Here is a 13,772-nt window from a genome sequence, read left to right on the forward strand (position 1 = left end):
CCGAGGTGAAAAGGATGGATGTGTTAATCAATTTATTTGTAAATGGGATTTCAACAGGGATGCTCATTTTTTTGTTAGCATCAGGTCTTTCACTTATTTTCGGTTTAATGAGCGTTTTAAACTTTGCACACGGTGGTTTATTTGCATGGGGAGCATTTACAGGTGTTTGGTTATTTAATGTGACAGGAAGTTATATATTAGCTTTAGTTGGAGCAGTAGCCATGGGAATGTTCCTAGGATTTATTTTAGAAAGGTTTCTTATTAGGCCGGTATATGGAAATCATGTTCGACAGCTGCTCGTTACGCTTGGAGGAATGCTCGTTCTTAGTGAGTGTATTAAAATATTTTGGGGGCCAAACCCTATTAGTGCAAAATTACCGTTATGGTTACAAGGAAGTTTTACATTCGGAGGTATTATATTAATTAAATATCGTCTATTTGTTATTTTGATTGGGATAATTATTTACATTGCACTACTACTATTACTCAAAAAGACGAAGATAGGTCTTATGATCCGTGCAGGTGTAATGGATAAAGAAATGGTTCAAGCGCTTGGTATTAATGTAAAAGCGATATTTTCTTTCGTCTTTTTATTAGGGGCAGGGATGGCAGCTTTGGGAGGATTCTTATTAGCACCGTATTCGGGCGTTATTTTCGCCGAGATGGGCATGCAGTATGCAATTTTAGCTTTTATAGTAGTAATTATCGGTGGATTAGGAAGCGTTCAAGGTTCAGCTATTGCTTCTTTAATTGTCGGATTAGCTGGTGCTTTTACAGCGTATTTTATACCAGATTTATCACTTGCAATTAATATGTTAATGTTACTATTTTTCTTAATAGTGAAGCCAACTGGACTTGTTGGTGAAAAGGGGTGAAATGGTGAACAACACATCGGACCGAATTAAAGTATACTTCGGAGTATGTATGCTCATTTTTTTAAGTGTATTTCCGTTCGTAAATGATTCACGGAGCCTGTTAATTTTGTTCACTCAAATCTTCATCTTTGCTATTTTTGCAATGAGTTTTGATGTATTACTTGGGTATACAGGAATTGTATCGTTCGGTCATTGTATGTTCTTTGGGATAGGAGCATATGGGGTAGCGCTTTTATTTGATCGACAAGGCGTATCAATAACGAACTTTTTAATTGGAATAGTAGCTGCAATTATCGTTTCAGCAATCGTTAGTTATATAATTGGTTTGCTTTCTTTACGATTGAAAAGTCATTTTTATGCAATGTTAACACTTGCTATTTCACAGTTATTTTTTGTACTTGCTGAAAAATGGCGTGGGCTTACTCACGGAGGAGATGGTTTTACATTTGGTGTACCAGACGTATTCCGTGATCGTTTTACGTTTTATTATGTAACACTTATATGTTTACTTATCATTTTTGTTCTGTTACGTCTTTTCACCAAATCTTCTATTGGAAAAGTATTAAAGGCAATTTCCCAAAATGAGCAACGTGTTGAAGCACTAGGATATAAAGTGCTTCATTATAAAATTATTGCTAGCATTGTTGCAGGAGTAGTAGCTGCGATTAGCGGTGGTTTATTTGTTATCACATTGCGTTTTGTTAATACGACTGTATTTTCAATTGAAATGACATTAAATGCATTATTGATGACGATGATTGGTGGGGTTGGAACGTTAATTGGAGCAATTGCAGGAGCTGGAATTATTGAATCTCTAAAATATTATTTATCAGAACTAGCTACAGAGTATCCGATCTTTGAACGATGGACGATTATTCTTGGTTTATTGTACATTATCGTATTGCTAGTTTTCCCGAAAGGATTAGTTGGCACGGTTAAGGGACTGAAGAATATGAAGCGGAATAAGAAGGAGAAAAGTGCAGAAGTGGAGCAAAATGTGTGAAAAATCAATTGTATAGAATATGAAAATCCCTCTTTTAGATTCATAACGGAGGGATTTTTTATTAACCGAATAGTTCATCAGGGATTTGTTTGAAAGAGTTTTGATTTGTAAAAAAATGAACAGCTAATTTTTCAACTGGAACATCTTCAATTGGTACCAATTTATCATTTTTAATCGGCAAAAAGGCTATCCCTTTTCCGTCCTGAATAAACTCTTCCATAAGCGAATAAGAATCTAATTGTTGAAGTTGACGCTGAGATAAATTATTTTCTTTTAGAAATTGTATCGTCTTATTTCTAAAAGGGCACTTTTTGTCATTGCTAACGAAGAAGAGTTCCTTTGAATAGTCAATGATACATTTTTCTTGATCTTTTAGTAAGCCTATAGAAATTGAAGTAGTAAATACTTTTTTAAAACCTGCACCAGAATCATCCTCATAAGTGATGACCATATCAACTTTTTGTTGCTGCAGTAATTTTGGCAAATGACTACTATTTTCTACATATATTTGATAATTCATGAAATTTTCTTTAATACGCTTACTTAAATAATTAGTCAAAATCGATTGTGACGTCGCGATTATATAAGAAGACCCACTTGTTTTAATTTTATCTTTCGCTTCTTCTAATAGAGTTAATATTTGATTCGTGTAATCTAATAAAATGTCACCAGAAGGTAATAAGGAAACGCCTTTGTTATCTCTATGTAGTAAGGGTGTTTCTAATTCTTGTTCTAATTTTTTGATTCTTTCAGTTACGTTCGGTTGAACATAACCTAACTCTTTAGCAGCTTTACTAATAGAACCCTCACTGGCTACAGTTTTGAATATAATAAGATCATTTATTTCCATATATCTCAGCCCCTTATGCACTATCATTATAAATGATACCAAACATAATTTATACCTATTTTACGTTAGCTACTTATCGATTTATCATAATGTATATAAGATTGAAAGCGAGTGATAAACATGATTGGAATGCAATATAAGGTCATTTTGCCAAAGGATTATGACATGGAAATTATTAAGAAAAGGGTAAAGGATAATGGTTATAAAACTGATGGTTTCCAAGCACTAAATTTTAAAGCTTATTTAATTACGGAAACGGAGAAAGACGGGAATTTTTATAACTGCTATGCACCTTTATATATTTGGAATGGGCATGAAGGGATGAATAAATTTATCTTTGAAGGGTATTACGATAATATTTTACAATCGTTTGGTTGGCAACAAATACATATAGGTGTTCCATTAGTTGTTAATCTAAGTGATGGATTTAAGAAAAGTAGATATGTTGTTGAATATGCAGGAAGTATTGCTCAAAGTAAAACGCTGATTGGGACTCAATTAAACATGATGAATGAAAATGTACAAAACAATGAAAAGTGTTTAGGGAATGTAATCGTTTATAATCCGGATAAATGGGGATATAGTAGGTTTGAGTTTTATGAAGAGAAGCCTGATATTATAGTAAATAAAGGTGCTACAGTATATGAGATTTTACACATTTCACGATGAAATTTTGTTGTATATTAAAAATAAGAAAAGGAATGAAAGTCTATGCCTTTTGTGAAGATTTATTATCCTGAAAACATATTAAATGAAGAAGAGTTGGAAAAAATGGGGGAATGTATCCATCTTTCGTTAATTGAACATTTTAACATCCCTGAAAATGATTATTTTCAAATGTTCTTACCTTACCAACAAAATAAATTTTTATATAATCCATATTATTTGTTGGAAAGAGGAGAAAAGAGAACAGAGAATATGATATATGTTTCTATTACATGTGGACCGGGAAGAACGGTGCAACAGAAAAAAGATTTGTATCAATCGATATCTTTAAAAATTACGGAATATTCCGACGTTAAAACTTCGAATATTTTTATTACACTAAATGAGACAGCTGCTGAAAACTGGTCATTTGGTCAAGGAATAGCACAAATGATGAAAATAAAGGGAGAAAAAAATGAAAAATGAACTTATTGAAGTACATATTAAAAAGAAAATGAGAGAAATGGCACCTGCATTTGCTCATTATAGTGAAAAGATATTATTTGAGGAAGTGTGGCGGGATGCCACTTTAACATTAAGGGAAAGAAGTTTGTGTACTGTGTCAGCACTAATCAGTCTCGGTAATACAGAACAATTACAATTTCATCTGAAGCTAGCTAAACAAAATGGGATTAAGGAGAATGAATTGGTTGCATTAATAACACATATGGCTTTTTACGTTGGTTGGCCAAAAGCTATGTCAGCTTTAAATATAGTAATGAATGAAATGAAAAGCTAAGAATAATGATAAGTAAGAATTCATGTTTATATGAATTCTTACTTATCATTATTTATGCAATACTTTATCGCTATATTTATTACATTTTCTCTTGCTTTTTTATCACTTGCGTAGTAAAGTGATAGTAAGATTAACGCTAGGAAGTGATCAAACATGCGTGATAATACGATAGGATCATTAATATGGTTACGTTTAATACGATTTACGAACCAAAGTAATCAAATGTCAAATGAGTTTTTAAAACGTTTTGATTTAACGACAGCTCAATTTGATGTGCTTTTGCAAATACGTACGTATCAACCACTAACACAAATGGAGTTAGCTGAAAAGGTAACTGTTACACAAGGTGGCATTTCTCGAATGTTAACTCGTCTTGAAAAAGAAGGATATATTGTACGAAAACAAGATTGGAAAACGAAAACAATTAGTCTTACAGAGCAAGGAGAAGCGGCTTTAGAGAGAGCATTGCCAGAGCAACTTGCATTTCAATCTTCGTTTTTTGATGATGTATTAAATGAAGAAGAGCAGAAAATATTATATGAGCTGATGACGAAAGTTCATAAGCATAGTGAAAAAAAAGAATTACCGCAAGAGTAATTTTTTTTACACCATCAATTGACTAATCAAGTGATGGTGTAGGTAATACGGAGATAAACTTGACTTACCAACGTTTTTAGAAAAAAACTAATACTACTTTATTAAAGGGGAGAGTAACTATGGAAAAATACCGTATAGATACAAGAAAAGGAATTGAGTTTGGATTATATTCAATTGGTGATCATGTTTTAAATCCACATAATGGGGACAAAATTACGCCAGAAAAAAGAATTCACGAACTAATTGAAACAGCTAAGTTAGCAGATGAGGCAGGACTTGATGTGTTTGCTGTCGGCGAAAGTCACCAAACACATTTTACAACGCAAGCTCATACAGTTATTTTAGGTGCGGTCGCGCAAGCTACGAAAAATATAAAAATTGCAAGTTCCGCAACGATATTAAGTACATCTGATCCAGTTCGAGTATATGAGGATTTCGCTACCATTGACTTGATTTCTAATGGACGTGCAGAAATTGTGGCTGGTCGTGGATCTCGTATTGGAGGATATAGTTTACTTGGTTATGACGTGAATGATTATGAAGAATTATTTGAAGAGAAGATGGATCTTTTATTAAAAATTAATAACGAGGAACATGTAACATGGAATGGACAGTTCAGAGCACCGCTCGCACATGCATCGGTTATTCCAAGAGCGAAAAATAATAACTTACCAATTTGGCGTGCAGTTGGAGGTCCACCAGCTAGTGCAATTAAAGCAGGACGTGCAGGTGTGCCAATGATGATAACAACACTTGGTGGTCCAGCAATTAACTTTAAAGTGTCAGTAGATGCTTACCGCGAGGCTGCTCAGCAAAGCGGATTTGATCCAGCTAGTTTACCAGTTGCGACAACGAGTTTATTTTATACGGCAAAAAATTCACAAGATGCACTTAGTGAATATTACCCTCACATTAATGCTGGTATGCTTACACTGCGCGGTGATGGGTATCCGAAACAGCAATTTACAAATGCAATAGATTACCGTGATGCTTTAATGGTTGGTAGCCCACAACAAATCATTGAGAAAATGCTTTACCAATATGAATTGTTTGGCCAACAACGCTTTATGGCACAAATTGATTTTGGCGGTGTACCATTTGATAAAATTGAGAAAAATATTGAATTAATTGCTACTGAAATTTTACCAGCCGTTAGAAAACATACAGCAAAATAAATAAAAAAACTGAGAGTTTAATCGACTCTCAGTTTTTTTATTTGTTCTGGAAAAATGACAAAAAAATGAACTTTTAGTCGAGGAAGAGGGAAGTTGTTTTCTATTTTTGAATAACATTATTTCGAGTTTGAATTTTGAAAATACATTTTTCTCTTGACAAAAAATAAGCATTTATCGTGGGTGCTTTCGAGGACATTTTTTCGAGTAAAAGTCAAGCGTATGAAGAAAAAACGATTGTTTTATAGATATAAAAGTAAGAAGTATATTGAAAAAACACATTTTGCTAATGAGAAAAATCTGATTCAAAAAAATGACAAAAGACATATTTCAGACAAAATGATGTCAATAATACGTCAAAAATAACCTGAATTTACTATGCAGGTATATTATACAATTCGATTAACGAATAAAACACTACAGAAATAGTGAAAAGGTAAAAAATAGCATTACAATAGTTTGAAAAACTGAAACTTCATATTTTTCGACAATACATACAAAATGTTTTTGTCTTTTCGTATTTCTTAATAATTGAGTTTGATAAGATTGCTCAATTAACTTTTATTATAAAAACTATGAAGGAAGTGATTTTAGTATGGAAACGCTCGAATTGGCACGAATACAGTTCGCATCAACAACGATTTTCCATTACTTTTTTGTTCCGCTGTCAATTGGTTTAGCTTTTATTATTGCAATCATGCAAACGTTGTATGTGGTAAAAGGGCAAGAGGTATATAAGAAGATGGCAAAGTTTTGGACGCAATTATTCCTTATTAACTTTGCAGTAGGTGTAGTAACAGGTATTTTACAAGAATTTCAGTTTGGTATGAACTGGTCAACGTATTCACGTTTTGTAGGTGATGTATTTGGTCCCTCGCTTGCAATTGAAGGATTACTGGCATTTTTCATTGAGTCTACATTCCTAGGTTTATGGGTATTCGGTGAGGACAAATTACCGAAGCGAATTCACTTAATGTGTATTTGGCTCCTTTCAATTGGAACGATGTTATCAGCATTCTGGATTTTAACTGCAAGTGCATTTATGCAGTCACCTGTCGGGTATGAAATGGCAGCTGATGGTCGTGCGCAAATGAATGATTTCTTAGCCATTATTCAAAACCCACAACTATGGGTACAATTCCCGCATACAATTACAGCGGCAATTGCAACAGGTGCATTCTTTATTGCTGGTGTAAGTGCATGGAAAATTACAAAAGGACAAGAAACTGTAGTATTTAAAAAATCTTTCCGAATTTCTATCATTGTTGGAACAATTACAACGGCGCTTGTATTATTCTTTGGTCATGCACAAGCGCAACAATTAATTAAGACACATCCAATGAAGATGGCGGCAGCTGAAGCGCTATGGAATACAAGTGAGGATCCAGCACCATTTACAGTATTTTCGAAAATTGATACAGAGAAGAAAGAAAATTCGTTTGAAATTCAAATCCCTTATATGCTAAGTCTATTATCGTATGATAAGTTTAGCGGTCAAGTTGAAGGGATGAATCAAATTCAAAAACAATATGAGGAAAAATATGGACCTGGAGATTATATTCCTCCAGTGCATACAATGTTTTGGAGTTTTAGAGCGATGGTAATGAGTGGAACATTCATGCTTCTTCTAGGAGCTTACGGATGGTTCTTATCAAGAAAAGATCGTTTAGCTGAAAAAACGTGGTATTTAAAATTAATGGTGTATGCAATTTCTCTTCCATTCATCGGTAATACAGTAGGGTGGATTATGACTGAAATGGGTCGTCAACCTTGGGTAGTATTTGGTGTAATGAAAACAGAAGATGCTGTATCACCAAATGTAACATTCGGTGAAGTATTATTCTCACTTATTTCATTCACATCAATGTATTTAATTATGGGTGGAATTTGTGTGTACTTATTCGTTCGTACCATTAAGGGCCACACGAATAAGAAAACGAAAAAGGATTATCAAAGCCATGATCCATTTGATAAGGAGGAAGAGTATGTTATCTCTTAATGAGTTGTGGTTTTTAATTATTGCAATCTTGTTTGTTGGATTCTTCGTACTGGAAGGTTTCGATTTTGGTGTAGGAATGGTTTCGAGGTTTTTAGGAAAGAATGATTTTGAAAAACGAGTTTACTTAAATACAATAGGACCGTTCTGGCACGCGAATGAAGTATGGCTTGTTTGTGCTGGTGGAGCCATGTTTGCGGCATTTCCGCACTGGTATGCAACTTTATTTAGTGGTTTTTATATTCCATTTGTATTTATGCTTCTTGCTTTAATTTTAAGAGGTGTTTCCTTTAAATTTCGTGCGAAAATAGATAATCATAAATGGAAGAGTGCATGGGATTGGGGGATGTTTATTGGAAGTATGTTACCTCCTATCCTTTGGGGAGTTGCGATTGCAAACTTTATGGTAGGTGTACCTATTGATGAGAGTAAAAATGTTGTAGGTGGATTCTTGCAATTACTTCATCCATTTGCGTTACTTGGAGGAGTAATGTTTCTCCTACTATGTATTGTTCACGGATTACAATTTCTTACAATACGTACAACTGGTAAATTGAGAGAACGTGCACGAATTGCTGCAATAAAAATTGCACCATTTTCATTACTTACACTTCTTGTTTTTGCTGGTGTGGGGTTATGGAAAACCGACATTTTCACTGCTCATGGAACAGAATGGATTATGGTACCAATCGGAGCTTTTGTAGCACTATTAGTGTCCACTTTATTAAATAAAAGAAGAAGAGATGGTTGGGCTTTCTTTATGACGAGTTTAACGATCATTTTACTAAGTGCGAGTGTATTTATCGGTATGTTCCCACGTGTTATGATTAGCTCTTTAGGAGCAATGAATGATTTGACAATTTACAACGCAGCATCAGGAGCTTATGCATTAAAACTTATGACTTACTTTGCGATTGCTATTTTGCCTTTCGTTATCGGAAGTCAAATATGGAGTTATTATGTATTTAGACAACCTGTTAAGTCAGACAACGATTTGGAGTACTAATGAAAAGAAAAAGAGGACTTCCGTCTTATCCCGGTAGCCGTATTTTATATGTAGCGTTAACGATTATTAGTATTTTAGAAGCTTTTAGTATTATTGCGCAAACAATCTTTTTAGCACGAGCTATTACGTTTTTATTTCATGGAGAGACAGTACAAACAATATTAAGTGAAGTTGTTTATTTTGGTATCGCGTTTGCAGCGCGTAACATAGTAGTTCGAACATCACAAATATTAGTGGAACGTTTTGCTGAAAAAACAGGGTCGTTACTAAGAAAACAATTGATAGAGGCATATTTCACATTAGGTCCAAGGTATGTTCAAACTGTTGGAACTGGTCATCTGGTTACCTTATCAATTGAGGGGATTGAGAAATTTAAAACATATATTGAATTAACGATTCCTAAAATGATTAGAAGTAGTATCGTTCCAGGTCTAATTGTACTATATGTTTTTACGCTAGATATTGAGTCTGGAATCATTTTAGTTGTAACGATTCCTATCGTGATCATATTTATGATTCTTCTCGGATTAGCAGCGCAAAAAATGGCAGATAGTCAGTATGAGATATATCGTGTACTTTCGAATCATTTTGTAGATACGTTAAAAGGTTTAGAAACATTAAAGTATTTAGGGAAAAGTGAACAGCACGAAGGAAAGATTGAAAAAGTAAGTAAAAGATATAGAAAAGCAACGATGCGTACTTTGCGAGTTGCTTTTCTTTCTTCTTTTGCATTAGATTTCTTTACGAGTTTATCAATTGCGTTTGTGGCAGTTGGATTAGGGATACGTTTAATAGATGGAACGATTATACTATTACCAGCCCTTACAATTTTGATTTTAGCTCCGGAATATTTTCTGCCGATTAAACAAGTGGGAGCAAATTATCATGCGACATTAGATGGACAAATTGCGATGGAGCAAATAGAAGAGATTTTGCAACAACAAAAAGGAATACAAAAGAAAGATTTAAATGAAGATATAGTATGGAATGCCTCTAGTAGCTTGAAATTACAAGATATCAAAGTTAATAATACTGAATCTGAAAAGGCTATATTAGAAGGAATTAATTTTACTTGGGAAGGTAACGGTGCTATTGGTGTTATTGGTGAAAGTGGTGCAGGGAAATCGACGTTAATCGACGTATTAGCAGGTTTTTTATCTCCTTCGAGTGGAAAGATGTTAGTAAATGGTGTAGAAGTTGATGGATCTACTCGTGAAGATTGGCAAAAAAATATTGCTTATATTCCGCAGCAACCTTATATTTTTCCGCTTTCATTAAAGGATAACATTCGTTTTTATGAAACAAATGCAACAGATGAAGAAGTTGAAAGAGTTATTAATGAAGTCGGCCTTCGTTCACTCGTTACATCACTTCCAAATGGGATACACGAAAGAATTGGAGAAGGTGGACGTATGCTAAGTGGCGGACAAGAACAGCGTGTTGCTATGGCGCGTGCGCTTTTAAGTAAAAAACCAATCATTTTATTAGATGAGCCTACGGCACATCTTGATATTGAAACCGAATTTGAAATAAAGCAAGCGATGTTACGTCTATTTAATGGAAAGTTAGTATTTTTAGCAACTCACCGTCTACATTGGATGAAACAAATGGACCATATTCTTATTCTAAATAAAGGGGAAATGAAAGAAAGTGGGACGTATGAAGAACTTTTAGAGAATGAGACATTACATTTTCATAGGGAAGAGAGGGGAGAGAAATGAGTAACTGGGTTAAACCTTATATAAAACAAAATAAAGGTAGAATGACTTTAACTATTTTCCTTGGTCTTCTTGGAGTTAGTTCAGGAGCGATGTTACTTTTTATTTCAGGTTATTTGATCTCAAAATCTGCCCTTAGACCAGAAAATGTAATGGCTGTATATGTTCCTATTGTTGCAACAAGAGCGTTTAGTATAGGGCAAGCTGTATTTCATTATATAGAGCGCCTAGTCGGACATGATGTCGTACTACGTATATTAGAAAAAATGAGAACGAGGCTATATAGAATAGTAGAACCACAGGCGTTATTTTTCCGTTCTCGATTTCAAACGGGTGATATGTTAGGAGTGTTATCCGAAGATATAGAGCATTTGCAAAACCTATATTTACGTACAATATTTCCTAGCATATTAGCGCTAGTTGTTTATAGTATCTTCGTACTTGTTATCGGTGCATTTGATTTTGTTTTTGCACTTATTGTAGGTTGTATGTTAGCTATTATCGTTTTTCTTCTTCCGTTTGTATCATTACTTTTGATGAAGAAACATCATGTTACTTTAAAGCAAGGAAGAAACCGTTTGTATCAACAACTGACAGATGCTGTTTTTGGATTATCTGATTGGCAAGCAAGTGGTCGTAAAGATGAATTTATTAATGAGTATGTAAAACAAAATGATCAGTTGTTAAAAATCGAAAAGAGAGTGAAACGCTGGTATCATATTCGGGACAGTATCATTCAATTAGTAGTAGGTATTGTAGTTATTTCGATGATCATATGGACTGGGAATGAAGCGGCAAGTGAACAAATTGCTCCTACAGTTATCGCAGCTTTCGTATTAATGACTTTATCTGTAACAAACGCGCTTATTCCTATTGCAGATGCCATCGATCGAATACCGTCGTACGTAGAATCTACCCATCGTCTTAATGGCGTAGAAAGTGATAGTGTTTTACATGATGAAACGGATTTGCATGGAGAGAAAGATTATATTGAACCAAAACATGTAGATATTGAACTGAATCACGTATCGTATAGTTATCCAGATAGTAATGAGATTGTATTAAAAGATGTATCATTACAAATAAAAGCAGGGAAGAAAATTGCTATTTTAGGGAGAAGTGGGACAGGGAAATCTACTTTACTAAAATTGTTAACAGGGGCGTTAAGCCCAGTAAATGGCCAAGTTGTATTGAATGGTGAACGAGCTCATACGAATCTTTTATCTAAATATATTTCTGTATTAAATCAAAAGCCGCATTTGTTTGATACGACAATTGGAAATAATGTACGAATTGGCAAACCGGAGGCGACGGATGAAGAGATATGGAAAGCTTTAGAGAAAGCACAATTAGCTTCACATGTTACTTCTCTTCCAGACGGATTACAAACAAAAATGCATGAAATGGGAAAGCGGTTTTCTGGTGGGGAAAGACAAAGGGTTGCTTTTGCTAGAACTCTTATGCAAGAAACACCAATTATTGTACTTGATGAACCGACTATCGGTTTAGATCCAAAAACAGAATTGTCTTTAATCGAAACAATGTTTTCTGCAACGGAAGAAAAGACGGTTATTTGGATTACGCACCATCTTGTAGGAATAGAACATGTAGACGAAGTTATATTCCTTGATCGTGGCCAAATTGTCATGCAAGGTAGTCATAAACAACTTCTGAAAGAAAATGAAAAGTATCGTAAACTTTATGAGTTAGATAAAGGAATATGATTTGAATAAGCAATAATTGTAAAAATAGCTACGCCTAATGGTGGAGCTATTTTTTTGTTAGATTGCAGGTGTATATGATTGTTACGAATTAAAAATGAATTTCATATTATACATATAATGGAGGGGATGTACATGAAGGAGCAATATAAAATCATTGTTTTAAGTGATGAGTTATCAGGGGAGAGGATTCGAAATACGTTAGACAAAAATAAATGTAAAACAATAGTTCATGTTGTAGACGTTTCAGATGTTGTTCGTATAGAAAGTTCTTTTCAATATATAGTCATTTGGAGAGGGGACGCAGAAAAACTTACAAATGACTTGATAAATAGGGGCGTGCAAAGTTCAAAAATTATTAATTTAACAAAATACATGTATGAATGGAAGGATAAATTAATTTCTATCTATCAAATAAATCCGGATCTTATGTCTTTATACATTTCTATGAAAAAAGCAAAGAGTGATCCGACGTATGAATTGTTTGCTACCGGTTTGTCTTATCCACATTGTGGCATAAGTACGGAGCTTCTCTCAAAAAAGTCAATAAAATTAACACTTCCATCGCAAGATCTATACTATGATTATTTAATAGCGTCACAACTTTTATCAAACAATCATTCATTTCAATATTGTTTAATAGGAATAGCCTATTTCTCGTTTTACTTTGATATGTCGTTATCATCTGAATCATATAGAATTCACAAAGTATATTATCCATTGTTTCAAGATGGTCATCATACTGTAGTTCATTCTCCTCTACCCACTGATGGATTCTCACATCTAAATACTCCGAAACCACTTCTTTCTATTTTTAATTTGCATTTTGAATATATTTTATTAGACGAACTAAAAGATGAATCATTAACGCTGCCTTGGATAAATGCTGAATGGAATACTACTTCTCTTCATATTCCTTTTGAAGAACACGGGAAAATAAGAGCAGCTTCACATGCTAAATTGGCGTATCCTCATACTTTAGTTGAAAATAAAATGATTTTTAAGAAATATTTAGAATTACTGTTAAAAAACGATATAAAGCCATTAATTGTTGTGTTCCCTGTTACTTCACATTATTTCAATTGTAGTAGTAAGAAATTAAAAGAAGATTTTTATAAAGTTATAAATGATTTTCAAACTCAATATTCTTTTCAAATTATAGATCTATTTGATTCGCCATTATTTTGTGACGATGATTTTTATGATAGTGATCATATGAATAAAAAAGGTGCAAATAAAATGTCCGCATTATTAAATATGTTTATTCAGGAACGAAAAGTATGATATTTTGTTTCCTGTTTGCATAAAAGTATATAGGCTCCATACAGTTAAAGTAATGTGATTTTTGTGTCGCGTATATAAATAATATGCGAAGAGGTGAGAGAGTTAA

13 protein-coding genes are annotated in these 13,772 nt (G+C 33.7%); 12 read left to right on the forward strand and 1 reads right to left on the reverse strand.

Translation table 11 applies throughout. The annotated features are described in order from the left end of the window. The first annotated feature begins 14 nt into the window (after positions 1–14). Together ACTFN4_RS10390 and ACTFN4_RS10395 are read left to right on the forward strand one after the other, a co-directional pair. The gene (locus tag ACTFN4_RS10390) at positions 15–875 is read left to right on the forward strand and encodes a branched-chain amino acid ABC transporter permease (protein ID WP_000382805.1); all 861 of its coding nucleotides are present in this window, start codon (positions 15–17) and stop codon (positions 873–875) included. A 49-nt stretch (positions 876–924) separates the two neighbouring features. Continuing rightward, positions 925–1,878: a branched-chain amino acid ABC transporter permease gene (locus tag ACTFN4_RS10395; protein ID WP_439962316.1), complete on the forward strand. Its 954-nt coding sequence runs from the start codon at positions 925–927 to the stop codon at positions 1,876–1,878. A gap of 61 nt (positions 1,879–1,939) precedes the next feature. On the opposite strand, the gene ACTFN4_RS10400 is transcribed toward ACTFN4_RS10395, so the two are convergent. Next, complete coding sequence (locus ACTFN4_RS10400; protein ID WP_000405005.1) at positions 1,940–2,728, reverse strand: LysR family transcriptional regulator; 789 nt, start codon at positions 2,726–2,728, stop codon at positions 1,940–1,942. Between the two features lie 120 nt (positions 2,729–2,848). On the opposite strand from ACTFN4_RS10400, the gene ACTFN4_RS10405 reads away from it, so the two are divergent. The 10 genes from ACTFN4_RS10405 (at position 2,849) to ACTFN4_RS10450 (ending at position 13,666) form a co-directional block, all read left to right on the forward strand. Beyond that, positions 2,849–3,397 (forward strand): DUF4865 family protein, encoded by a 549-nt coding sequence (locus ACTFN4_RS10405; protein ID WP_000579893.1) that lies wholly within the window; start codon positions 2,849–2,851, stop codon positions 3,395–3,397. 42 nt (positions 3,398–3,439) lie between these two features. Then, positions 3,440–3,859 (forward strand): tautomerase family protein, encoded by a 420-nt coding sequence (locus ACTFN4_RS10410; protein WP_001117232.1) that lies wholly within the window; start codon positions 3,440–3,442, stop codon positions 3,857–3,859. Then, the gene (locus ACTFN4_RS10415) at positions 3,849–4,172 is read left to right on the forward strand and encodes a carboxymuconolactone decarboxylase family protein (RefSeq protein ID WP_000787196.1); all 324 of its coding nucleotides are present in this window, start codon (positions 3,849–3,851) and stop codon (positions 4,170–4,172) included. The genes ACTFN4_RS10410 and ACTFN4_RS10415 overlap by 11 nt, the downstream gene beginning before the upstream one ends. 153 nt (positions 4,173–4,325) lie before the next feature. After that, a complete protein-coding gene (locus tag ACTFN4_RS10420; protein ID WP_001205523.1) occupies positions 4,326–4,769 on the forward strand; it encodes a MarR family winged helix-turn-helix transcriptional regulator in 444 nt (147 codons plus the stop codon). 119 nt (positions 4,770–4,888) lie between these two features. After that, the gene (locus tag ACTFN4_RS10425; protein ID WP_000417543.1) at positions 4,889–5,944 is read left to right on the forward strand and encodes an LLM class flavin-dependent oxidoreductase; all 1,056 of its coding nucleotides are present in this window, start codon (positions 4,889–4,891) and stop codon (positions 5,942–5,944) included. Between the two features lie 592 nt (positions 5,945–6,536). Next, positions 6,537–7,940 carry a cytochrome ubiquinol oxidase subunit I gene (gene cydA, locus ACTFN4_RS10430; RefSeq protein ID WP_000448870.1) on the forward strand — a complete coding sequence of 468 codons (1,404 nt, stop codon included), beginning with the start codon at positions 6,537–6,539 and terminating at the stop codon, positions 7,938–7,940. Beyond that, on the forward strand, positions 7,927–8,943 hold the full coding sequence (gene cydB, locus ACTFN4_RS10435; protein WP_000950076.1) for a cytochrome d ubiquinol oxidase subunit II: 1,017 nt from the start codon (positions 7,927–7,929) through the stop codon (positions 8,941–8,943). The genes cydA and cydB overlap by 14 nt, the downstream gene beginning before the upstream one ends. Further along, a complete protein-coding gene (gene cydD, locus ACTFN4_RS10440) occupies positions 8,943–10,664 on the forward strand; it encodes a thiol reductant ABC exporter subunit CydD (RefSeq protein WP_000824039.1) in 1,722 nt (573 codons plus the stop codon). The genes cydB and cydD overlap by 1 nt, the downstream gene beginning before the upstream one ends. Beyond that, a complete protein-coding gene (gene cydC, locus ACTFN4_RS10445; protein WP_000073645.1) occupies positions 10,661–12,385 on the forward strand; it encodes a thiol reductant ABC exporter subunit CydC in 1,725 nt (574 codons plus the stop codon). The genes cydD and cydC overlap by 4 nt, the downstream gene beginning before the upstream one ends. A 132-nt stretch (positions 12,386–12,517) precedes the next feature. Then, on the forward strand, positions 12,518–13,666 hold the full coding sequence (locus tag ACTFN4_RS10450; RefSeq protein ID WP_000664263.1) for a hypothetical protein: 1,149 nt from the start codon (positions 12,518–12,520) through the stop codon (positions 13,664–13,666). The last annotated feature ends 106 nt before the right edge of the window (positions 13,667–13,772 follow it).

The organism is Bacillus cereus group sp. MYBK95-2 (assembly GCF_051915225.1).
Taxonomy (GTDB): domain Bacteria; phylum Bacillota; class Bacilli; order Bacillales; family Bacillaceae_G; genus Bacillus_A; species Bacillus_A cereus.

Excerpts from the sequence above, each read along its gene's own strand:
- ACTFN4_RS10390 (WP_000382805.1), top strand. The coding sequence starts at position 15 with ATGGATGTGTTAATCAATTTATTTGTAAATGGGATTTCAACAGGGATG.
- ACTFN4_RS10395 (WP_439962316.1), top strand. The coding sequence starts at position 925 with ATGCTCATTTTTTTAAGTGTATTTCCGTTCGTAAATGATTCACGGAGC.
- ACTFN4_RS10400 (WP_000405005.1), bottom strand. The coding sequence starts at position 2,728 with ATGGAAATAAATGATCTTATTATATTCAAAACTGTAGCCAGTGAGGGT.
- ACTFN4_RS10405 (WP_000579893.1), top strand. The coding sequence starts at position 2,849 with ATGATTGGAATGCAATATAAGGTCATTTTGCCAAAGGATTATGACATG.
- ACTFN4_RS10410 (WP_001117232.1), top strand. The coding sequence starts at position 3,440 with ATGCCTTTTGTGAAGATTTATTATCCTGAAAACATATTAAATGAAGAA.
- ACTFN4_RS10415 (WP_000787196.1), top strand. The coding sequence starts at position 3,849 with ATGAAAAATGAACTTATTGAAGTACATATTAAAAAGAAAATGAGAGAA.
- ACTFN4_RS10420 (WP_001205523.1), top strand. The coding sequence starts at position 4,326 with ATGCGTGATAATACGATAGGATCATTAATATGGTTACGTTTAATACGA.
- ACTFN4_RS10425 (WP_000417543.1), top strand. The coding sequence starts at position 4,889 with ATGGAAAAATACCGTATAGATACAAGAAAAGGAATTGAGTTTGGATTA.
- cydA (WP_000448870.1), top strand. The coding sequence starts at position 6,537 with ATGGAAACGCTCGAATTGGCACGAATACAGTTCGCATCAACAACGATT.
- cydB (WP_000950076.1), top strand. The coding sequence starts at position 7,927 with ATGTTATCTCTTAATGAGTTGTGGTTTTTAATTATTGCAATCTTGTTT.
- cydD (WP_000824039.1), top strand. The coding sequence starts at position 8,943 with ATGAAAAGAAAAAGAGGACTTCCGTCTTATCCCGGTAGCCGTATTTTA.
- cydC (WP_000073645.1), top strand. The coding sequence starts at position 10,661 with ATGAGTAACTGGGTTAAACCTTATATAAAACAAAATAAAGGTAGAATG.
- ACTFN4_RS10450 (WP_000664263.1), top strand. The coding sequence starts at position 12,518 with ATGAAGGAGCAATATAAAATCATTGTTTTAAGTGATGAGTTATCAGGG.